This window comes from Streptomyces sp. NPDC001852 (assembly GCF_042891825.1).
In the GTDB taxonomy this organism is placed as follows: domain Bacteria; phylum Actinomycetota; class Actinomycetes; order Streptomycetales; family Streptomycetaceae; genus Streptomyces.
The window spans coordinates 301,713-322,548 of record NZ_JBIATN010000002.1; the positions used below are offsets into that span (position 1 = coordinate 301,713).

General features: G+C 68.8%; 25 protein-coding genes and 1 pseudogene. 16 read left to right on the forward strand and 10 right to left on the reverse strand.

The annotated features are described in order from the left end of the window. Window positions 1-127 precede the first annotated feature (127 nt). Together ACFYZB_RS04055 and ACFYZB_RS04060 are read left to right on the forward strand one after the other, a co-directional pair. Window positions 128-1,129, forward strand: coding sequence for a TerC/Alx family metal homeostasis membrane protein (locus ACFYZB_RS04055; protein ID WP_388754029.1), 1,002 nt, complete (start codon window positions 128-130; stop codon window positions 1,127-1,129). Between the two features lie 183 nt (window positions 1,130-1,312). Next, window positions 1,313-2,410: an ionic transporter y4hA gene (locus ACFYZB_RS04060; RefSeq protein ID WP_351209374.1), complete on the forward strand. Its 1,098-nt coding sequence runs from the start codon at window positions 1,313-1,315 to the stop codon at window positions 2,408-2,410. A gap of 72 nt (window positions 2,411-2,482) precedes the next feature. Here the strand turns inward: ACFYZB_RS04060 and ACFYZB_RS04065 are convergent, their stop codons facing one another. Beyond that, window positions 2,483-3,754, reverse strand: coding sequence for an MFS transporter (locus ACFYZB_RS04065; protein WP_388754569.1), 1,272 nt, complete (start codon window positions 3,752-3,754; stop codon window positions 2,483-2,485). Window positions 3,755-3,963: 209 nt separating this feature from the next. Here ACFYZB_RS04065 and aroQ point away from each other — a divergent pair, with 209 nt between their 5' ends. Further along, entirely contained in the window at window positions 3,964-4,437 is a 474-nt protein-coding gene (gene aroQ, locus ACFYZB_RS04070) for a type II 3-dehydroquinate dehydratase (RefSeq protein ID WP_351209376.1), read from the forward strand. A 10-nt stretch (window positions 4,438-4,447) separates the two neighbouring features. Here aroQ and ACFYZB_RS04075 read toward each other — a convergent pair whose 3' ends face one another. The 4 genes and pseudogenes from ACFYZB_RS04075 to ACFYZB_RS04090 form a co-directional block, all read right to left on the reverse strand. Beyond that, entirely contained in the window at window positions 4,448-5,206 is a 759-nt protein-coding gene (locus ACFYZB_RS04075) for an amino acid ABC transporter ATP-binding protein (protein ID WP_388754033.1), read from the reverse strand. Beyond that, the gene (locus ACFYZB_RS04080) at window positions 5,203-6,105 is read right to left on the reverse strand and encodes an amino acid ABC transporter permease (RefSeq protein ID WP_388754036.1); all 903 of its coding nucleotides are present in this window, start codon (window positions 6,103-6,105) and stop codon (window positions 5,203-5,205) included. Before ACFYZB_RS04080 ends, ACFYZB_RS04075 begins: the two co-directional genes overlap by 4 nt. Beyond that, window positions 6,102-6,986, reverse strand: a complete 885-nt coding sequence (locus tag ACFYZB_RS04085) for an ABC transporter substrate-binding protein (RefSeq protein WP_388754039.1) — start codon at window positions 6,984-6,986, stop codon at window positions 6,102-6,104. The genes ACFYZB_RS04080 and ACFYZB_RS04085 overlap by 4 nt, the downstream gene beginning before the upstream one ends. 314 nt (window positions 6,987-7,300) lie before the next feature. Continuing rightward, window positions 7,301-7,486: pseudogene (locus ACFYZB_RS04090) on the reverse strand (MBL fold metallo-hydrolase); the annotation flags it as partial. 32 nt (window positions 7,487-7,518) lie between these two features. Here ACFYZB_RS04090 and ACFYZB_RS04095 point away from each other — a divergent pair. Further along, on the forward strand, window positions 7,519-9,039 hold the full coding sequence (locus ACFYZB_RS04095) for a recombinase family protein (RefSeq protein ID WP_388754042.1): 1,521 nt from the start codon (window positions 7,519-7,521) through the stop codon (window positions 9,037-9,039). Between the two features lie 81 nt (window positions 9,040-9,120). On the opposite strand, the gene ACFYZB_RS04100 is transcribed toward ACFYZB_RS04095, so the two are convergent. Both ACFYZB_RS04100 and ACFYZB_RS04105 read right to left on the reverse strand, forming a co-directional pair. Further along, window positions 9,121-10,209, reverse strand: coding sequence for an integrase (locus ACFYZB_RS04100; protein WP_388754046.1), 1,089 nt, complete (start codon window positions 10,207-10,209; stop codon window positions 9,121-9,123). 228 nt (window positions 10,210-10,437) lie between these two features. Further along, window positions 10,438-10,923: a hypothetical protein gene (locus tag ACFYZB_RS04105; protein ID WP_388754049.1), complete on the reverse strand. Its 486-nt coding sequence runs from the start codon at window positions 10,921-10,923 to the stop codon at window positions 10,438-10,440. Between the two features lie 141 nt (window positions 10,924-11,064). Here ACFYZB_RS04105 and ACFYZB_RS04110 point away from each other — a divergent pair, with 141 nt between their 5' ends. The 12 genes from ACFYZB_RS04110 (at window position 11,065) to ACFYZB_RS04165 (ending at window position 18,594) form a co-directional block, all read left to right on the forward strand. Beyond that, entirely contained in the window at window positions 11,065-11,259 is a 195-nt protein-coding gene (locus ACFYZB_RS04110; RefSeq protein ID WP_388754052.1) for a helix-turn-helix domain-containing protein, read from the forward strand. A 112-nt stretch (window positions 11,260-11,371) separates the two neighbouring features. Then, window positions 11,372-11,566, forward strand: a complete 195-nt coding sequence (locus ACFYZB_RS04115; protein ID WP_388754055.1) for a hypothetical protein — start codon at window positions 11,372-11,374, stop codon at window positions 11,564-11,566. Window positions 11,567-11,692: 126 nt separating this feature from the next. Further along, entirely contained in the window at window positions 11,693-12,418 is a 726-nt protein-coding gene (locus ACFYZB_RS04120; protein WP_388754057.1) for a hypothetical protein, read from the forward strand. A 112-nt stretch (window positions 12,419-12,530) separates the two neighbouring features. Further along, complete coding sequence (locus ACFYZB_RS04125; protein ID WP_388754059.1) at window positions 12,531-12,773, forward strand: hypothetical protein; 243 nt, start codon at window positions 12,531-12,533, stop codon at window positions 12,771-12,773. Continuing rightward, window positions 12,770-13,630, forward strand: a complete 861-nt coding sequence (locus ACFYZB_RS04130; RefSeq protein ID WP_388754062.1) for a toprim domain-containing protein — start codon at window positions 12,770-12,772, stop codon at window positions 13,628-13,630. The genes ACFYZB_RS04125 and ACFYZB_RS04130 overlap by 4 nt, the downstream gene beginning before the upstream one ends. Next, window positions 13,627-14,775, forward strand: a complete 1,149-nt coding sequence (locus ACFYZB_RS04135; protein WP_388754065.1) for an AAA family ATPase — start codon at window positions 13,627-13,629, stop codon at window positions 14,773-14,775. The genes ACFYZB_RS04130 and ACFYZB_RS04135 overlap by 4 nt, the downstream gene beginning before the upstream one ends. 238 nt (window positions 14,776-15,013) lie before the next feature. Next, window positions 15,014-15,904 carry a DUF559 domain-containing protein gene (locus ACFYZB_RS04140; protein WP_388754068.1) on the forward strand — a complete coding sequence of 297 codons (891 nt, stop codon included), beginning with the start codon at window positions 15,014-15,016 and terminating at the stop codon, window positions 15,902-15,904. Between the two features lie 61 nt (window positions 15,905-15,965). Further along, a complete protein-coding gene (locus ACFYZB_RS04145; protein ID WP_388754071.1) occupies window positions 15,966-16,931 on the forward strand; it encodes a hypothetical protein in 966 nt (321 codons plus the stop codon). Next, on the forward strand, window positions 16,928-17,254 hold the full coding sequence (locus ACFYZB_RS04150; RefSeq protein WP_388754073.1) for a hypothetical protein: 327 nt from the start codon (window positions 16,928-16,930) through the stop codon (window positions 17,252-17,254). The genes ACFYZB_RS04145 and ACFYZB_RS04150 overlap by 4 nt, the downstream gene beginning before the upstream one ends. After that, entirely contained in the window at window positions 17,251-17,691 is a 441-nt protein-coding gene (locus ACFYZB_RS04155; protein WP_388754076.1) for a hypothetical protein, read from the forward strand. The genes ACFYZB_RS04150 and ACFYZB_RS04155 overlap by 4 nt, the downstream gene beginning before the upstream one ends. Next, entirely contained in the window at window positions 17,688-17,906 is a 219-nt protein-coding gene (locus ACFYZB_RS04160) for a hypothetical protein (RefSeq protein WP_388754078.1), read from the forward strand. Before ACFYZB_RS04155 ends, ACFYZB_RS04160 begins: the two co-directional genes overlap by 4 nt. A 301-nt stretch (window positions 17,907-18,207) precedes the next feature. Beyond that, window positions 18,208-18,594 (forward strand): hypothetical protein, encoded by a 387-nt coding sequence (locus ACFYZB_RS04165; RefSeq protein WP_388754080.1) that lies wholly within the window; start codon window positions 18,208-18,210, stop codon window positions 18,592-18,594. Between the two features lie 701 nt (window positions 18,595-19,295). On the opposite strand, the gene ACFYZB_RS04170 is transcribed toward ACFYZB_RS04165, so the two are convergent. From ACFYZB_RS04170 to ACFYZB_RS04180, 3 genes are all read right to left on the reverse strand, one after another. Continuing rightward, entirely contained in the window at window positions 19,296-19,787 is a 492-nt protein-coding gene (locus ACFYZB_RS04170; protein ID WP_388754083.1) for a hypothetical protein, read from the reverse strand. A 53-nt stretch (window positions 19,788-19,840) separates the two neighbouring features. Next, a complete protein-coding gene (locus ACFYZB_RS04175; RefSeq protein WP_388754086.1) occupies window positions 19,841-19,999 on the reverse strand; it encodes a hypothetical protein in 159 nt (52 codons plus the stop codon). 358 nt (window positions 20,000-20,357) lie between these two features. Further along, window positions 20,358-20,825 carry a hypothetical protein gene (locus ACFYZB_RS04180; RefSeq protein WP_388754088.1) on the reverse strand — a complete coding sequence of 156 codons (468 nt, stop codon included), beginning with the start codon at window positions 20,823-20,825 and terminating at the stop codon, window positions 20,358-20,360. Window positions 20,826-20,836: the final 11 nt, after the last annotated feature.

Consider the following 20,836-nt stretch of genomic DNA (forward strand, 5'->3'; position numbering starts at 1 on the left):
CCTGACTGCGGCGCATCCGTCAGCACGGACCGGTTCCGGTCCGGGGGCGTCGGCCCGGCGCGGGTGGAAGAGACCTCCGGCAGCGACGACGCTGACGTGTTTGCCGTTACGTAATGCCGGAGGTGCAGTGGAAGTCTCCGTGACCCTGTGGGTCCTGACCGTCGTGGGCCTAGCCGCTCTGATCGCGGTCGATTTCTTCATCGGGCGCAAGCCTCATGAGGTGTCGATCAAGGAAGCCGGAATCTGGACCGTCGTCTGGATCGCCCTGGCCGGGCTGTTCGGCCTCGGCCTTCTCGTCTTCGGCGGCGGACAACCGGCCGGCGAGTTCTTCGCGGGATTCATCACCGAGAAGTCGCTGAGCGTCGACAACCTCTTCGTCTTCGTCCTGATCATGGCGAAGTTCGCGGTGCCCACCCGGTACCAGCAACGTGTCCTGCTCGTCGGCGTCCTCATAGCCCTGGTCCTGCGGGCCGTCTTCATCGCCGCGGGAGCCGCGATCATCGCCAGCTTCTCCTGGGTGTTCTTCCTCTTCGGCGCCTTCCTGATCTGGACCGCCTGGAAGCTCGTCCAGGAGGCCCGCGCGGACGAGGAGGACGAGGAGTACGAGGAGAACAAGCTGCTGAAGGCCGCGGAGCGCAAGTTCGGTGTCGCCGACCGGTACCACGGCACCAAGCTGTGGATACGTAAGAACGGCAAGCGGGTCATGACCCCGATGCTGGTCGTGATGCTCGCCATCGGCACCACGGACGTCCTGTTCGCCCTGGACTCCATCCCCGCTATCTTCGGTCTGACACAGGACCCGTACATCGTCTTCGCCGCCAACGCCTTCGCCCTCATGGGCCTGCGACAGCTGTACTTCCTCATCGGCGGCCTGCTGAAGAAGCTGGTCCACCTGTCGTACGGCCTGTCGATCATCCTGGGCTTCATCGGCGTGAAGCTGGTTCTGCACGCCCTGCATGAGTCCGGCGTCCACGTCCCCGAGATCAGCATCCCGGTCTCGCTCGGCGTGATCTGCGCGGTCCTGGCCGTCACGACCGTCACCAGCCTGATGGCCACCAGGAAGCGGGCCGCCGTCGAGGCGGCGTACACCGGCGGCGAAGCCTCTCCGAAGGCCGACGTCGACGCCTGACGAAGCCTGCGGCAGGTACGGCCAGGGCGGGAGCGGGACTGCGTGAAGCAGACGCCTGCTCTCTCCGGTGCCGGGCCCCGGCGGAAAGGACAAGAGGACAAGCGGACAAGACGAGCAGAAAGGGCGAGAGGTATCCGAAAAGAGCGGAATGCGAATCCTGTAGGTCTCTGCGAACATCGCCGCATGATCACTCGGCGCCGGGCGCTCACCCGGCAATGGACGATCCTCGTGCCCGTCCTCGCGGTCGTCCTCCTGGTCCTCACCTGGGGCCGCAACCTGCCCGGCGCGGTCGTGGCCCTGGCGACCCTGGTGCTCGCCGGCTCCGTCCTGGCGGCCGTGCACCACGCCGAGGTCGTCGCCCACCGCGTCGGCGAGCCCTTCGGCTCCCTGGTGCTCGCCATCGCCGTCACGATCATCGAAGTGGCCCTGATCGTCACCCTCATGGCGGACGGCGGCAGTAAGAGTTCCACCCTGGCCAGGGACACCGTCTTCGCCGCCGTGATGATCGCCTGCAACGGCATCGTCGGGCTGTGTCTGCTCGCCGGCTCCCTGCGGCACGGCACCGCGGTCTTCAACCCCGAGGGCACCGGCGCCGCCCTGGCGACCGTGGCGACGCTGGCCACCCTCAGCCTGGTGCTGCCGACCTTCACCACCAGCAAGCCCGGACCCGAGTTCTCCTCGGTGCAGCTGACCTTCGCCGCGCTGTCCTCACTGATCCTCTACGGACTGTTCGTGGCCACGCAGACCGTGCGCCACCGCGACTACTTCCTGCCGATCACCCGGCAGGGCGAGGTCATCACCGCCGATCACGCCGGACCCCCGTCCGCGCGCACCGCCCGGATCAGCCTCGGCCTGCTCGGCCTGGCCCTGATCGGCGTGGTCGGCCTGGCCAAAGGGGTGTCGCCCACGATCGAGTCGGGCGTGGAAGCGGCCGGCCTGCACCAAGCCGTCGTCGGCGTGATCATCGCCCTTCTCGTGCTGCTGCCGGAGACGATCGCCGCGCTGCGCGCCGCACGCCGCGACCGGGTGCAGACCAGTCTCAACCTCGCACTCGGCTCGGCCATGGCCAGCATCGGCCTGACCATCCCGGCCGTCGCCCTCGCCTCCATCTGGCTGTCCGGGCCGCTCGTCCTCGGCCTCGGCTCCACACACATGCTGCTGCTCGCGCTGACCATCGTCGTCAGCTCCCTCACAGTGGTGCCGGGACGGGCCACGCCCCTGCAGGGCGGTGTCCACCTGGTGCTCTTCGCGGCCTACCTGGAGTTGGCCGTCAATCCGTAGTGCCCCCCGTCCGGTCCCGGCGAGGGAGGCTTGCAGCCGTCGCCGTCGCCGTCGTCCCCGGTTCCGGGCCGGTCAGCCCGTCGCAGGCTCCACCGCCGGTACGGGCACCGGCCGTGTCTCCGGAAGCAGCGCGAAACACACCAGACTGATCAGCCCGATGCCCGTCAGATACACACCCACGGCCCAGGGCACACGCCCGCTCTGCTCCGCGAGCGCCGTGGCCACGATCGGGGTGAGCGCGCCACCGAGCACCCCGCCGAGGTTGTAGCCCACCGCGGCGCCCGTGCAGCGCACCCGCGCCTCGTACAGTTCCGGCAGATACGCGGCGATGACCGCGAACATGGTGACGAAGGAGATCAGCGCACCCAGGATGCCCAGGAACATCAGCAGCGGTTGGCCGGTGGCCAGCAGTGCCACCATCGGGAGCATCCACAGGACGCAGGCAGCGCACCCCGTCAGACACATCGGCCGCCGCCCGTAGCGGTCGCCGAGCAGCGCCACCAGGGGCGTGAGGGCTCCCTTCACGACCACCGCGGCCATGACACAGGTCAGCATGACCGTCCGGCTGACCCCGAGCCGTTCCGTCGCATACGCCAGCGACCAGGTCGTCACCGCGTAGAACACCGCGTACCCGATGGCCAGCGCGCCGGCGGTCAGCAGCACCAGCCGCCCGTGATGCCGTACGACCTCGACGAGCGGCACGCGCGCGTGGTCGTCGATTTCCAGGAACCGGGGGCTCTCGGCGAGCGACGAACGCAGCCAGAGCCCGGCGAGCGCCGGCGCACCGGCGACCCAGAACGGCACGCGCCAGCCCCACCGCGCGAAGTCCGCGTCGGACAGTGCCGCCGACAGTGCGAGCATCACCCCGTTGGCGAACACGAAGCCCACCGCGGGCCCCACTTGAGGAAAGCTCGACCACAGCGCACGTCGCGCGGCCGGCGCGTGCTCGGCGGTCAGCAGCACGGCTCCGCCCCATTCCCCGCCGAGCCCGAGACCCTGCAGGAAGCGCAGCACGAGCAGCAACAGGGGTGCGGCGACGCCGATCGTCCCGTACGACGGCACACAGCCCACCGCGACCGTCGAGGCGCCAGTGAGCAGCAGTGAGACGACGAGCACCGGCCTGCGTCCGCGCCGGTCGCCGAGATGCCCGAACACCACCGAGCCCAGCGGCCGGGCCACGAACCCCACCCCGAACGTCACGAACGCCGCCAGCGTCCCCGCGACCGGCGAGAACGTCGGGAAGAACAGCGGCCCCAGGACCAGGGCCGCCGCGGTCCCGTAGACGAAGAAGTCGTAGAACTCGATCGCGGTCCCCGCCAGGGACGCGGCGGCGAGTCTCGTCATCGAAGGGGCGCTCACGGCACGTACAGGCTGCATGCTGCGTCAACCATGCGCCGTGATCAACAGTTACGGGGCGCGCGGAGGCGATCGGGCGACCGTGGTGTGCGCCGAGGCCCCCGGTGCAGGCGGCCCGTCATGCGCTCCGCCCGGCGTGATAGACCGGGTGCGAGCGGCGGTCGTCGACGTACCGCCCCGAACGGACCGGAGGAAACGTGCCCCGCACCCTGGCCAACGCCCCGATCATGATCCTCAACGGGCCCAACCTGAACCTGCTCGGTCAGCGCCAGCCCGAGATCTATGGCAGGGACACCCTGGCCGATGTCGAGGCGCTGTGCGCCAAGGCCGCGGCAGCGCACGGTGGCACGGTGGACTTCCGGCAGTCCAACCACGAGGGTGAGTTGGTCGACTGGATCCACGAGGCGCGCCTGAACCACTGCGGCATCGTCGTCAACCCCGGTGCCTACTCCCACACGTCGGTCGCGATTCTGGACGCACTCAACACCTGCGACGGCATGCCCGTGCTGGAGGTGCACATCTCCAACATCCACCAGCGTGAATCGTTCCGGCACCACTCCTATGTCTCGCTGCGCGCCGACGGCGTGATCGCCGGATGCGGTGTGCAGGGCTACGTGTTCGGTGTGGAGCGGGTCGCCGCCCTGGTGGGTGCGGCCCAGGCCGAGGCGTAGACCGGGGGCTTCACAGCCGGCCCGCCTCCACGATCCGTCGCAGGAAGCGTCGCGTGCGCTCCTGCTGCGGGTCGCCGAAGACCTGCTCGGCGGTGCCGCGTTCCAGCACGACTCCACCGTCCAGAAAACAAACCTGGTCGGCGACGTCCCGCGCGAAGCCCATCTCGTGCGTCGCCAGCACCATGGTCATGCCGTCGGCCTTCAGGTCCCGGACCACCTCCAGCACCTCACCCACGAGTTCGGGGTCGAGCGCGGCCGTGATCTCGTCCAGCAGCAACAGCCGGGGCCGTACGGCAAGCGCCCGTACGATCGCCACACGCTGCTGCTGGCCGCCGCTGAGCCGGTCCGGGTAGGCATCGGCCTTGACGCTCAGTCCGAGGCGCTCCAGCAGCTCCCTGGCCCGTTCCTCGGCCTCGGCGCGGGGGACGCCGTGCACCCGGCGGGGCGCCAGCGTGATGTTGTCCAGCACCGTCATGTGCGGGAAGAGGTTGTACGCCTGGAACACCACACCGATCCGGCGCCGGACCGCGTCCTGGTCGACGCGGGGATCGGTGATCTCCTCGCCGTCCAGCCAGATCGCGCCGTCGTCGATCTCCTCCAGGAGGTTGGCGCAGCGCAGCAGCGTGGACTTGCCCGAGCCGGAGGCGCCGATCAGTGCGGTCACCGTGTGCGGGGCGACCTCCAGACCGACGTCGCGCAGCACCACGGAGCCGCCGAAGGCCTTGCGGACGGACTCCATGCGCAGCACGGGCGCGACTGCGTCGCTCATAGCGATCCTCCCTGGGCCCGCTGCCGGTCCATGCGGGCCGTCACCCAGTCCGTGAAGCGGGTCATCGGAATGGTCAGGGCGACGAACACCAGGCCCGCGACGATGTACGGCGTGTAGTTGAGGCTGCGCTGGGCGATGATGTCGGCCGCCCGTACGGCGTCGACCGCGCCGCCGATCGACACGAGCCCGGTGTCCTTCTGCAGGGACACGAGGTCGTTCAGCAGGGGAGGCACCTGACGGCGTACGGCCTGGGGGAGCACGACGAACCGCAGTGCCTGACGGTTGGTCAGACCCAGCGAGCGGGCCGCGGCGCGCTGCGAGGGGTGCACGGACTCGATGCCGGCGCGGAACACCTCGGCGACGTAAGCCGAGTACGTCAGTGTCAGTGCCGTACCGCCGAGCAGCACGGGGTCGACGGTCACGCCCTGGAGGCGCAGCGCGGGCACCCCGAAGACCACGATCATCAGATTGATGATCAGTGGCAGGCCGCGGAAGAAATCCGTGTACGCGGCCGCCAGCACACGCAGGGGGAAGAACACGGGCCCGGGCAGGGTGCGCGCAATGGCGATCAGCATGCCCAGAACGAGCACCAGCACGCCGCAGACCAGCAGCAGCCGGATGTTGAGCCACAGCCCTTCGAGGACCTTGGGAAAGGCCTCGCGCGCGTACTGCCCGTCGAAAAAGGTCTCCTTGGTGCGCGGCCAGCCGGGCGCGCTGACCACGACGAGGTAGAGGACGACGCCGGTGACCAGGGTCGACAGGGCGGCGATCGCCGTCGCGCGACGGGCACGCGCGCGTTTGTGACGCTCGCGTTCCAGGCGCCGCTCGGACGGGACGTACTCGTCGCGCAGGACGTCCTTGCCGGAGTCCTCCCCGGACTCCTCCTTCATGACCGTCACTTGAGCACCGGAGCGTCGACGGCGTCCGACAGCCACTGCTTCTCCAGCTTCGCCAGCGTGCCGTCCTTGCGCAGGGCGTCCACGGCCGACGTCACGCACGACGTGAGGCCGCTGCCCTTGTCGAGGACGAGCCCGAACTGCTCGGGCGTGCCGCCCTGGTTCTCGAACTGGCCGACGATCCTGGCGTCGGTCACCTGGGCCGAGGTGACGTAGAAGGCGGTCGGCAGATCGGTGACGATCGCGTCCACCTGGCCGTTCTTGAGCGCCGAGATGGCCTGGTCGTTCTTGGAGTACGCGGCCGCCTCCTGCGACGGCTTCACCACGTCACTGATGTAGTTGAGGCTCGTGGTGCCCACCTGGGCGCCCAGCTTGAGGCCCTTCAGGTCCGCGATGCTCGTCGCCTTGGCGGCCTTGCTGCCCTTCAGCGCGATGACGGCCTGGCGCACGTCGTAGTAGCCGGAGGAGAAGTCCACGGCCTTCTTGCGCTCGGTGCTGATCGAGACCTGGTTGATGTCGAAGTCGAAGGTCTTCTCGCCGGGCGCGAACGCCTTGTTGAACGGCACGCTCTGCCAGATCACAGCGCTGTTGTCGTAGCCGAGCTGCTTCGCCACGGCGTACGCGACGGCCGATTCGAAGCCCTTGCCGTTGGCGGGCTTGTCGTCCTTGAACCAGGGCTCGTACGCCGGCTCGTCCGTCGCGATCGTCAGCTTTCCGGACGTCTTGGTGGCCAGCTTGCCCTTGGCGCAGCTCTTCGCCGCCGAGCCGGAGGAGGCGGCCGACGCCTTGTCGTCGGGCTGCGGAGCGCAGCCGACGGCGGTGGCGAGCAGGGCTACGGTGGCGGCGGCTGCCGCACGGCGCAGGACGCGAGGGGCTGGGTACATGGCGGGAGATTGGCAGCGAACCCCGCGTTTGTCCAGGTCACGACCATAACTGTCCGCATAGTGGGAACGGGTGTTGCGGTCGTGTGAACACTCCTCACGTCGTGGGCCGTTGACCTGGGCCGCCGGTCGAGGGCGGGGTTGGAGACCGGCGGCCCTGCCGCAGAGGAGCCGTCATCCTCTGCGGGGTTACCACCAGTCGACCGCGTGACAGCGCAACCGGGGCGCGCGTACGCACCCCCGGCGCGTGCGAAACGTTCACACGGGGCGCGCGGCGAGAACTGTGCGCGGCGCTCAGGAAGGAAAGCGCCCGGCATTCACCACCCGCGCGCGTGCCACTCCGGCAGATGCGGCCGCTCCGCGCCCAGGGTCGTGTCGTTGCCGTGCCCGGGATAGACCCAGGTCTCGTCGGGCAGCACGTCGAAGATCTTCGTCTCCACGTCGTGGATCAGGCTGGCGAACGCCTTCGGATCCTTGCGCGTGTTGCCGACGCCTCCCGGGAATCCGAAAGGCGCTAGCTGGGTAATACTTGGGCATGGCCGCCGTCGTCAGCGCACTCCGCACTCTCGTCTTCCTGTATGCACGGATCAGCGAGGATCCCCTCGACCAACGCCGCGGTGTCGGACGGCAGATCAAAGACCTGCGCCGCTGGGCCCTCGAGGACATCGGTGGTGAGATAGCCGGCGAGTGGGTCGAGAACGACCGCTCCGCGCACAGCGGGGAAGAGCGCCCCGAGTACGACAAGATGATGGCCGCAGCGCTCGCCGCGGCTCAACAGCCAGGTGTGCGGGTCGTCGTCGGCGCCTACCACCCATCCCGGCTGTGGCGGCAGCGCGTCGAGCGGGCGCAGGCCATCGAAGACCTGCGGGCCGTGAGAGCGTTCGTCGGTTTCGAGTCCGGCGGCTACTTCAACATGGCCAAGGCCTCGGACCGGTCGCAGCTGGCGAACCTGGGGGAGTCCGACACCGCCGAGTCCGAAGTCAAGTCGGAACGCGTCCAACGGGCCGCCCTCGAACGGGCAGAGGAAGGCCAGGCGAACGGGGCGGTCTCCTACGGCTGGCGGCGCGTCTACCGGCACGACGAGGACGGCAAGGTCATCGGCTTCGACGACATCGAGCACCCCGTACAGAAGGCCGTGGTGCAGGAAGCCGCGCGCCGGCTGCTGTCCGGCGACCCTCAGCGGGCGATCGAAGCGGACTTCAACGCGCGCGGCCTGCCAGCCCCCGGCGCTGGCATGAAGCGGAAGAAGCGGAGCATCACCCAGGACGAGACCGGCAGTCAGTGGGGCAAGGGCAGCGTCAAGAAGCTGGTGCTGCGCAAGGCCAACATCGGCGTCCGGGTACACCGCGGCGTCGAGTACAAGGCGGCGTGGCCCGCGCTGCTGTCCATCGAGCAGCACGCACGCCTTGAGGACTTGTTCAGCAAGGGTGAGGCGACAAGCAGCAGCCCCGGGCAGCGAAAGCACCTGCTGACGTGGGGCGAAGTGGCGACGTGCGGCCCATGCGGGAATCAGATCAGGGTGGCCATGCGAGGCAACGCCAAGCGGGGCGTGAAGAAGCCCACCTACGTCTGTGACGGGAAGGGCTGCGTCGGCCGCAACGAGGAAGCTCTCGACGGGTACATCGAGGGGATCGTCGTTGAGGTGCTGTCGGACCCGGCCGCCGCAGACATCTTCGCCGGGGACAAGTCCGGCGCCCTGGCCGCGCTGGAGCGCGTCGAGGCCCTGCGGATCCGCCAGGGCGAGGCGGCCGACGACTACGCGGCAGGCCTGATCACCCGCGAGCAGCTGCACCGCATCACGCGGAAGCTGGCCGACGACATCGCGGAAGCGCAGGCCGAGGCGAAGCGGCTGCAGCCGATCGACCTCACCGCGCTGGACGGCCTGATGGGCGGGCAGGTGCGGAAGAAGTGGCCGGCGCTGACGGTGCAGCGCAAGCGGCGCGTCCTCGAAGCCCTGAGCTTCCGGGTACGGATCCACCCGGCGTCGGTCCGCGGGCCGGGCTTCGACCACACCACGATCGACGTCGGGTGGCACGGCCGCGAACTCGCCGGGTAGGCGCACGGCGCGGCCACACGGGCGCAGGAACGACGAACGGGCCGCCTGCTGGGTATCCGGCAGGCGGCCCGTTCTCGTCGTCTACAGCACGTTGTTCATGGCGTTCTCTTCCCAGCCCTCGGACTCCTCGAAGTAGCCCTCCATGGCCACCGAGTTGTCAGCCCAGCCACCCTGAGCGGCGATCTCCTTGCGGTCGTTGCCAGCCCGCTTGGAGCTGGTGGCCGCACCGCGGCGCGGCGAGTGGCCGGTGGGCCGGAAGTCGAGCCCGGCCTGAGCCCCGAGCCGGGTGATGACGTCGCCGACCGACTCGGGTTCAAGGCCGCCTGCCATGACCGTGTGCCAGCGGGGGTGAAGCGGCTTGTACGCGAAGTCGTCCGGGTCGGTGAGCCCTGCGGCTTCCTTCCAGGCGCGCCAGGCCCGTACCGGGCAGGTGGAGGGGCGGGTGCCGTACTTCACCTTCACCTTGCGCGGCTTGACCTTGGAGACGCGCACGTCGACCAGCAGACCGTTCTCGTGCTCCTGGAAGTCCCGCACCCGCAGGAATGCCACCTCGTGCTCGCGGCCGGCGATGGCGAAGTGCGTGAGGATCAGGGAGCGGTCACGGATCCCGCGCAGGTTGTCCGGGACGGCCGCCACGACCTGGCGCAGGTGCTCGACGAGCAGCGCCTTCGCCGGGCCGCGGCCCCGCTGCGCCTCCGTCTCCTGCATCGCCTTGACTCTGGCCTTGAGGACGCGGCGGGCGCGGGAGGCGATGGTCTTGTTGAGCTGGAGCCCGTACCGGTCGCGGCCGGTGACGACGACGCCGGACAGGCGGCGGTCGATGGTGGAGGGCGCCATGAAGGTACCGGCCTTCCACCCGGGCTGTACCCACAGCCATTCCACGAACGCGGTGAGGGAGCCGGCCGTGATGGCGCTCGGCGGCAGTTCGAGCAGCCGGCAGAACTCTTCCCACTGCTTCCAGTCGGTGGCGTAGGACTCGACGGTGTTCTTCGGGCGCAGGTCCTGCTCGTGCTTGGCGCTGCGCTTCTCCAGCTCTTCCAGGCGTTCGAGGACGTCGGGGGTGAACTCTGCTGGTGCTGCTCCGGCGGGAGTCGCGGGGAGCAGCAGCCCCTCCGGGGTGGTCCGCTCGATGTCTGATCCTGTCACCGTCTCCCCCTCGTGGTCCGTCATGCCCGGTATTCCGTAGCAAGGTTCGTAGCATCTACAACCCGCATATGTGAGGTTATCCGGTATGAATGGATTGGGGGCTGGGCTCGGGAGAGCGGGTGCGGCGAAGTCCCGCTGAAACGTCTCCAGCGGGAGGGATCCGCGGGCCGGACAACGAGAAGGGACCCACGCCGCGTTGGCGTGGGCCCTCAGTGTTTGGCGTGTAGGCCAGGGGTGTTCTGCTGCGGCGCGTCAGCCCTTCCCTCGCGTGGCTGGCGGCAGGAAGCCGCGAAGTCTCGCCTCCCGGACCCATCCGTGAACCGTGGGCGGCTTCACGTTGGCATCCGCCGCCATGGCCGCCACAGGGTGCGCCACGATCGCCGCCCAGGCCTTGTAGTGCTCCGCGACCAGCTGCGCGAACTCCTCCGGAGACCGGCTGGCGCGTTCCAGTTTTGGCAGCTTCCTGATTTCCTCGCGCGCGTCCTCGTTCTTCGTCAGGTTCCAACTGTTCTCGAGCGCCCGGACGGGCACCGACTTGAGGCGGTCCGTCGTGATCGCCTCGTCGAGCACCAGCAGACCGGACATGACTAGGCGGCCGTCCTTGCCCTCGGCGAACTGTGCAGCAGCTCGCTTGAACGGTGCCTTCTCCGACACCCACGAGCGCCACATGCCGCCGAAAGTGCTGGTGAGAGCGCGCTCGATCTCGCTCTCGTCCATGTTCTGCCACTGATCAGCCATGCCGGAACGGTACGGGTGTCCATAGATGTCCGTCAACGTCCGTGGGTATGCACATGAGTATCCGTGGACTTATGCATGAGCTCGCGTGTACTCTGCCGTCAACGAAGCCATGAGGCTCCGTGGATTCATTGGGAGAGATTCATGGTCGAGAAGATCGCCATGTCCGTGGACGAAACCGTGGAGGTATCCGGCCTCAGCAGGTCGACCGTCTACGAGCTGATCCGCTCCGGTGACCTCCAGAGCGTCAAGGAGGGAAGCCGGCGCCTGGTTATCGCTGCCAGCGTCCGCGCGTACTTCCAGCGGCGCCTCGAAGAGCAGAGCGCGAGGGCGGCGTGAACAACGCGGATCGGGACCTCACTCAGGCCCAGGCCCGCCGCATCGCCGTACTGCTCGGCCGAGCCGTGGACGCGTACCGGGCCCTTCGCGATGAGACAAGGACGGTCACGTGATGGCGGCCGACGAGCACCCCTGCGAGTGGCGCGAGGGAGACACCCTCTGGCTTCGACCCGCGCCAGGGGAGTCGGTCGCCGACTTCGTCAAGCGGGCCGCCCGGGCTCGCGGACCTCTCACCGGCGCCGAGAAGGTCGCGCTCCGCGATGTCTTCGCGCCCGTCCTCGACGAGCCCGGAAGCGACGCCGCATAAGAGCGGCCCCCACCAGACCGGTGTTCCCGCACCGGACCGACAGGGGCCCATCCATCTCGTACACGCCTCAGCCTCGCCTGGACCACCACAGCCGACGGGGCCACACCGCCAATAGGAGTGACGTCAATGACAAAGATGCCACAGTCCGAACCGGACGGGCAGCACCCGAAGGTCGGCGAGACCCACATCTTCCTGCAGCCTCCGGTGGACCCCGCCTGTACGGACCACAGCTGTGAGATCGACCGACCCGACCTGGTCTTCCCGTGGATCAACCTCGTCGGGAAGCGCGTCACGGTCACCGAGACCGGCCACACCTACGCCGGACACCCGGCTGTCAAGGTCGTCTATGGTCCGGTCGACTGGCACCCCAAGGTCATGGTCACACTCACCCCGGAGCAGGTGCAGTCCCTTGGGCTCCTCGCCGTACCGGGCGCACCGTTCGCCATCACCGGCATGGTGTGGGCCATCACCGACCCGGACGACGTACCCGCGACCGTCACGGACACGGACGACTTCCCCTTCTGGGCCATGACCCCCGCGGACATCCCGTTCCAGCGGAGCGAGATCGTCCCGGTGAGCTGCCTGGTGTCCACGGTCAAGCCGCCGGTCCCGGCGGAGGTACGCCGGCGTGAAGCCCGACTCCGGCGCCTGGCCACCAAGCAGGGGCTCATGCTCCGGAAGACCCGCGTACAGGCCCCGTACCGGGCCGGCTCCACGGGTCCATACCTGCTGCTCGAGCCGGCCCGCGCCAAGATCCTGCCGTGTTCCAGCTGGGACGTCGGCCTCGGCCGCGGCATGTCCTTGGACCAGGTCGAATCCGCCCTGCACAAGCAGCGAGAGCACCAGCTCTGAGCACCCTGGCCGCGCCCGGCGTGGGACGCGGCCACCAGCCCCCATCCCTCGCGAGACGGCCCTGCCTAGCAGGGGGCACCCTCACCGCCTCGCTCTCGCGATCGGAACCGAAGTGCAGGTACAGGAACGTAAGCCCGGAGAACGGCCCCCCACCCCGGTCAGCGACGAGCTGCGCGAGCAGTTCATGCGCGAACGCGCCCGCCGTGAATTCGTCACCCAAAGCATCCGGGCGCATCTCGCCGAACAGCCCAACGCCCGCGCCGTCCGAGCATGCGCGCGCCGCTGGATCAACGACATCACCAACCTCGCCGACGGCGTCATCGCCGCCATGGACCGCACGGAGAACGAAGAGTGAGCATCGCCTTCAACCGGGTCGCCGACCTCATCCGCGACCAGGGCCTCCGCCACCGATACGGCGGCGGCGCCCTCCGCGTGCAGGGAATCTGCCACGACGGCGACGCAGAGGGAACGGTCGCGATCAGGCGAGGCAACAACGGCGGCGTCGTGATCTTCTGTCACAAATGCCAGGGCAACGCGGAGTTCCTCGCCGCCCTCGGCCTGACCGAGGCCGACCTGTACGACGAGCCTCTGCCCGAGCAGCAACGCGACCGCCCCGCCGACGACACATGGATCCCCTGCAGGGACCGCGGGCACAAACGGGTCGCCCAGTACGTGTACCGCGATGAACGCGGCGCCGTCGTACACGGTGTCACCCGTTGCGATCACAAGTGCTTCGCCCAGTGGCGGCCCGACGACACCGCCAAGTCCGGGCGCCGCTGGAGCCTGAACGACCAGCAGGGAAACCGGCTCGTCCGCGTCATCCCGTACAGGCTCCCCGAGATCCTCAAGGCCATTGCCGACGACCGGGTCATCTGGATCGCCGAGGGCGAGAAAGATGTACACGCCCTGGTCGCCCACGGACTGCAGGCCACCTGCAACGCGGCCGGCGCATGCAAGTGGACGACAGAGCACGCCCAGTTCCTCCGCGGCGCGGACGTCACGATCGTCGCCGACCGCGACGACAAGGGGAAGGAACACGCCCAGCTCGTCGTCGAGACGCTGCGTCCCGTGGCACGGTCCATCTACGTCGTGCAGGCGAAGGCCGGGAAGGACGCCGCCGACCACTTCGCGGCAGGTCTCGGCGACGCTGACTTCCGTCAGGTGTGGGCACCGCTGCCGTACCCGGCAGACCCGTCGGGGGTGGCGGCGTGAACGACACCCCGGACTGGGCGCCCAACGTCGACAAGGACGAGGCGGAGGCCGCCCGAAAACTCGTCCTCACGCCCGCCTCAAAGGTCCGCATCCGGCCCGTGCGCTGGTTGTGGGACACCACCCCCGCGGACGCTCCGCCCACCTCGCACGGGCGGCTGCCGATGAACTCTCTGTCGATCGCGGCGGGCGGTCCCGGGTTGGGGAAGTCACAGTTCGCGGTGTGGATGACGGCGCGGGTCACCACGGGCACCCTGCCGGGCGAGCTGTGGGGCAAGCCCCGGGGCGTCATCTACGCGGCCACGGAGGACTCGTGGACGTACACCATCGCCCCTCGGCTCATCGCGGCCGGCGCGAACCTGGACCTCGTCTTCCGCGTGGAAGTGCGCGACGACGAGGAGCTGCATGCCCGGCTCACCCTGCCCAAGGACATCTCGCTGATGGGCAAGGCGGCCGAGCTTTACAGCGTCGGTCTGCTGGTGGCCGATCCGCTGCTGTCGATGATCGACGCCAGCATCAACGACTACCGGGCCGCTGAGGTCCGTGCCGCCCTCGAGCCTCTGGTGGCCGCAGCTGACCGCTACGGCTTCACCATCCTCGGCCTGGCCCACTTCACGAAGGCCGGAGGCGCCGACCCGCTCAGCCGCGTCGCAGGCTCCGGAGCCTTCGGCCAGCTCATCCGTGCACTCATCGCCTTCGCACGGCAGGAAGCCGAAGACGGCACCGAAGAGTTCGTCATGAGCCTCGAGAAGAACAACCTCGGGCGCCTCGGCCTCCCGTCCCACACGTACACGATCCAGCCCGTGACGATCGATACGGAAGAAGGGCCGGCCTACGTCTCACGGTTCGTCCTCGGCCCCGAGTCGACGACATCCGTGCGCGAGGTCATGCGTGCCGAGAGCAGCGGCGAATCGTCCGGCGCCCTCGGCGAGGTTGTCGAGTGGCTCCGCGGGTGGCTCGACGACTCGGGCGGATCCGATGAGGCGCGCGAAATCAAGAAGGCCGCCAAGAAGGAGGGCTTCAGCGACTCCTCGGTCGACCGAGCCAAGAAGAAGCTCGGCATCCGCGCGAAGCAGCAGGGATTCGGCCGTGACCGAACGTCGCACTGGTATCTCCCGGAAGCGTGGCCCGCGGACGACGCGGCATGACCTCCCTATGCGCGCTGACGAACATGACGAGATTGACGGGATTGGGTCTGACCTGCGCTTTCTCCCCGGTCGGTCGCTGACGAGATTGGTGAGGTTGGTGATGAACATGCGGCGGGCAATCTCACCATGTTCGTCACTCACAGTCCCAATCTCGTCACCATTCTCGTCAACACAAAACCGCAGGTCAGATCCATTCCCACCAATCTTTTCAATCAACTTTGTGTGTAGGAGGAGATGCATGCCATCCATCTATCTCGCCGGAAAGATCAGCTCCGGCGACTGGCGCCACGATCTGCTCGGCTGGCAACTCCGCGGAGCCTGGGAACACGACGACGACACCCCGTCCCGATCGTGGCCAGTCATCAAGAAGGGCGTCCTCGACACCTTCGACTACATCGGCCCGTACTTCATCAGCGACGACCACGGTTGCGGCCACGGCCCCGGCACTCACGGCTGCGGCGCAGACGGCTGCGTGCCCTGCTACAGCTACGAGAACCTTCCCAAGCGGTCACAGGTGCGCGAGCTCTGCCTCACGGCCATCGACACCGCAGATATCGTCTTCGCCTGGCTCGACGACGTCACCGCCTACGGCACGCTCGTCGAGATCGGCTACGCCCGAGGCCGCGGCAAGAACGTCGTCGTCGCGGCCCCTGAACTGCCACACACCTTCGAAGACCTCTCCGGCCACGGCCTCGGCATCCCGGACGGTCCCACCAACGACCTTTGGTTCGCGTTCTCCTGCGCCACCCGGACGCTCACCGCGCAGACACCCCGCGAAGCCCTCCAACAGGTCGTGAACCTCTTCCCCAACCTCGAATCCCCCATCGAGGAAGCATTCTGGGCCGCCTACCTCCAGATAGCTCCACCCGAGCTGAACGCCCTGAAGCCTCAGCATCCGGTCTTCGGTGGCCGGTACCGCATCGACTTCGCCTTGCCCGACAAGAAGTTCGGCATCGAACTCGACGGCTACTCCTGGCACTCCAGCCCCGAAGCCTTCACCCGAGACAGGGCGCGGCAGCGCGAACTCGAACTCGAGGGCTGGCGCATCGCTCGCTTCAGCGGCTCCGAGGTCACCAAGGACGCCAGCGATTGCGTGCGCCAGGCCGCAGCACTCGTGGCCCGCATCTAGCAGCTGGCCCCGCTCGTACCGGGGCCAGCCACCCACCTGTCACAGCACGAAGGAGAACACCGTGACCACCACCGTCATCCCGCTGGGCGACGCCCGTGCCACCACGTACACCGTGCAGACCATCGAGGTCAGCACAGATGAGTGCTGCGCCGAGCACGGCGCCTGCGGCAAGCCCGGCGTCATCGCCGTCCGGAACACCATCGACCAGCAACGGCCCGCCGAGAGCAGCACCTATCGGATCACCCTGTGCGCCGACCACCAGGACGACGCCCCCCGCATGCACGGGCTGTGGGTGGCCAGCGCCCGCGAACTGCAGGACCCGATCAAGAACGCCGAGTTCCTCGCCAGTGCCGGCGTGACCGACGATCCGCCGCTGATCCTGTGGGGTCGCTGCCGTAGCGGGCGCCGCTGGTTCTGGACCGCCTGCGAATTCGACGGCGCCGACGCCCACGGCTGGGCCGCCAGCCCCGACGAGGCATCCCGCCAGGCCAACGCCGCAGCCGTGCAGCTCGCCGCCGGCCGTTACGCCAACGTCCGCGTCCTGCACGGCGTCGCCACCGAGAAGCTGAAGAAGCTCAACGCCGCCAAGCGCCAGGCGAAGCCGCCGAAGCCGAAGCGGAAGCAGGCCAAGGTCACCCCGCCCACCAACCCGATCGGCTACCTGTACGCGGTCGAGCCCGGCCGGTACGAACTCGACGACGTCACATGGATCCCCGCCAAGGTGGTCAGCTTCCCCATCACGCGGAAGACCGCCAGACGCGTCTACTACCTGCGGCCCCGCGGCCTGTTCGAGTGGCAGCCCGGCTACGTCGACCGGCAGGAACTCGAGCGCCACGGCGCGGTACGCGGCGCCCACTGGCTGCAGCTGTTCGCCACGCCGCCCGAGATTCCCAAGCCGAAGCCGGCGCCTGGCCTGAAGGAGCTCAAGGCGGCCATGGCCGCAGCACACCCCGACCGCGGCGGCACCAGCGAGGCGTTCATCGCCGCCCGGGAGCGCTACCTCAAAGCCCGCAGGAGGGCCGCATGAGCGATCCGAACCTGAGCGCCAACCGGCGCTCACGCAAAAGCAGTGAGCGGTTCGCGGCGCTGGCGGGCAGCACCTCCGGCCGCACGGTCGAGCGAATGAGGACCGTCAACCGCTACGCCCCAGACCTCGCCCCGAAGGTCGCCGCCGGTGAGATGAGCGCACACGCGGCGTACCAAGAAGCCCGCCGACGCGCGCTGGAGGCAAGCGCCGCCGGAGTCGACCTGGGCCCCCGCGCCCGCGTAGGCGGCCGTCTGGACGCTCCCGACACCGAGCCCTGCCCTCACTGTCGCGGCACCGGCCGCAGGCGGAAGGAGACGCCGTGAACGTCGACGACGTCATAGCCGAGCGCATAGAGGCGGCCCGCCGTAAGGCCGAGGACGCTAAGCGGCGCCGCGCCGAACTCGCCGCAGCGCGTACCGCCGGGGTCGCCCGCCGGCATACCGCCAAGCTCAACCGCCAGGGCCAGACGCCCAGCAGCGGCTTCGGGGTGCGGGTCTACCGCCGCCACAACTGCCAGGCCGTACACGCCACGTGGGCGGACTTCGCCCAATGCATCTGGCCGGCCGCCGAGACCGCCGGGAATGGCCCCTACGCCGCCGTCGCCTGCGCCGCCCGCACGGTCACCCTGTACAGCGCCCTGCCGACGGCCCTGGCCAGCAAGCGCGGCCTCGACCGTGATAGCTGCGGCCCGGACTGCGCCAACCGCCACCTGGTCGTCGCCCTCAACCCGGGGCCCGACGGATCCGGGGCCGCCGCGTGAACCACCACACCGTGATGCTCATCGGTGTCGACGAAGACCTCGCCCTGCTCGCCGTCGCCGCGGCCCAGCTGGTCGCCGAGTTCCGTTGGCGGCGCCGCTGCACTCGCGCAGCACCCCGCCGACCGTGGTCGAGCCGCATCCAGACCACAGGAGACGTCGTGCCCGCGCGGCACCGCAACCCCATGGACCGGACCTCTCCAGAGGGAACCCCATGAACCGGACCGTCAAGGCCCCCGCTGCCGTGGTGCTTCACTGCCCGTCATGCCGCGCGCCCAGGCGGTGCCGGCCCGTCGGGGTCGCCACCGTCGGGAAGGGACGCCGCGAGGTTCTGCAGTGCCTTGAGGCGAGCTGTGAACTGATCTGGTGCCCCGCCCGCGAGCACCTCCCTGCGGCCTGAATTGCCGCGCCAAAGACACGCCGCTCTTTCCACGCTCCCGCTCGCCAGACAACGGGAAACGGGCTGCTCGGCCGCCTTCCGCCGCTTCCCTCCCGCACCACATGAGGAGAATGAACGCCATGAAACTGCTCACCGCCACCAGCCGCACCCAGGGCCAGCGGGACAGCGACTTCAACTGGTGCATCGAGGGTGAACTCGTCATCGTTGTCGACGTGGTCTGCGAGCGAGACAGGGAAGACCCTGACGGCGGCTGCGGCTGCGGGCGCTCGTTCGCCGGCCTCAACAGCAGCAAGGCCACGACCACAGCGCTTGTCAAAGAGATCGACTTCAGCCGCGAGGACGCTGCGGAAGCCATTCGGTCGGCCCTCGAGCAGTCGGGCTGGCTGGCCTACTTCGACCAGGACGACATCGACGACGTCATCGAGGATGCCCTCGCTCTCGCCGCCGAGTTCGAGGTCGGCGACATCATCGAACGGCGCCTCGACGACTTCAACGTTCGGCATTGACGCACCACAAGGCCCCCGCCTCGGTCCTCGAGACGGGGGCCTTTCGCGTTTCAGGCGCCGTCACGGAATCCCCAGACCCGTACAGGACGGCAGAGGTATCCCCGAAGGTCCGGATTGGGGTGGGTCGGCACCCTCACCCCCCACCCCACCCCCAGAGGAAGGGACTCGCCAGCGGCCGTGCATGACCCGATGCGGCTCCTCCCGCTCGATCCGCTGGTGCTCCCGCCAGCCCCCTGAAGTCACGCCGTACATGACGAGGCCGCGTTCCTCGAGCCACTCCCGGCGCCGCTGCTGCCACTCCGCCCTGGCCTCGCCGAATCCGGTCAGATGGCCGTCGTGCTCCCGTACCCATTGCCGCAGATCGAAGCCCTTCCAGAACCACTCTGGGGGCTCGTCATCCGGTCGCGCTGTCGCGGATTCAGGCCGCCTACGCCGCGCCATCTCGGCCCCACCGCGGCTGCGGGATGCGGTGCGGCTCCTCCCGCTCTATGCGCTTGTACTCCTGATACGACACCATGCCGACCACTACCAGGCCGTGTCGCTGCGCCCACTCCTGACGCCGGCGTTCCCATTCCATCCTGGCCGCATGGAGGCCATCAAACGATCCGCCGTGGTCGCGCCTCCACTGCCGTGCATCAGGCCTAGCCCAGAACCAGTCAGGGATACCGCCGTCCGGCTGCGCGGCCTCGGGCTCCCGTCGCCTACGCCGCGCCATTTTTCGCCCTCTCCAGTGCCCACCGTGTCTGTGCCGCCTTTTGTGCCCGCTGCTGGTTGGGCGTCATGCCCTCTTCCTCGCCGAGGTCTGGCAGCGCCATCTGTTCCAGCAGCTTGCCCAGCACGAGACGGTGTGCGCGGGCCTCGGCGAACAGGGTCGACGCCTTCGGCTGACCGGTCGAACCCTTCACGACCGCAGGGCCTTCGGCCAGAGCCCGGCTGATGGTCTCAAGCTCATCGACCGTGCGGCATGCCTGTACGAGCAGCGCCATCTCGCCGGGTGTCAGCTCGCACTCGGTCAGCACGGCCTGCCACAGGCCCAGGCCGGCGTTGCCGAGTCTCTCGGGTGCGTCCATCGCGCCCATGGCGTCCTCACTCTCTGCTGTCGCGTGTTGGTCGCGTTCAAGATCCGATTCCAAAAAACCAAGATCAAGCAATGCTCGACCTTTTACGGCTCTCCCCGGCGGTCCCGCGATCATGGTCGAGCACCGTCCCTCCCTGGGTGGTGGGGGGTGGTGAGGCGGCACGACCGTCACTCATCGTCACGTTGTGCCCAGCCGCCCGGGGTCGCCTCGCTGGTCTTGCGTGCGTGGCAGGGGATGCAGATGCCGCGCAGTCGGTGCGGTGCGTCGGGGTCGGGGACGCTGGCGGCTACGAGGTCGCGGCGTTCGTCGGGGTGGTGGTCTGCCACGGTGGAGGTAGCGCCACAGGGTGAGCCGTGACCGTGAGCCTGGTCTGAGCAGACGCAGGCCCGGTCACGATCGAGGACGATGCGACGTACTGATTGCCACTGTCGTCCGCCGTATCCGCGCTGTCGTGCGCTGCCGCGGCGCTGCTCTGCTTGGCGGCGGTGGGCTGGGCAGCGTCCGCCTTGGTCGGTGAACTCGGGGCAGTCCGGGAGACTGCACACTCTCCAACCTGGTCGTCGGGGCATCGGTTCTTCCTGTCTCCTGGGCTTGCCGTCCGGCCGTGGTCCTTGGTCGGTCGGGGATGTGGACGGGTGGCGGGCGGCGCGGTCCGAGGAGTGGAGACCGCGCCGCCCGCCCGTTTCACAGTGGCCGGTTGGACTTGATGTAGTAGTTGCGCTTCCGGTACGCGGTGCCGGTGTGGCGGGCGTAGGCGTCGGCGAACTCTTCGTCGGACACGTCGTCGCTCGCGTAGTGCCCGGCCGGCACGTCTTCGGGGGCGGTCTGCTCGGGCTTGCCCATGTGGTCGGCCAGCCAGCGCATCGACTCGTAGATGTTGAACTGGGTGGTGTTCAGGTGGTCGTTGAGCGGGTTCCTGACGAAGTACTCCCGCTCGGGCTGCTGCTCTTCGCCTTCCTCGGCGTCGGCCTGGTCGCCGGGTTCGCCGCTGGCGTCGTCGGCAGACTGGCTGTCGTCCTCGGTCTCGACGTCCGGTGCGGCGGCGGTGTCGACGTCGACAGCGTCCTTCGGCTGGTCGTCCGGGGTGGGCTTGGCCTTCGAGGCCAGCTTCGCGGCGATGGCGGCGAGGACGTCTTCGCTGAATTCGGGCATGGTGGTTTTCC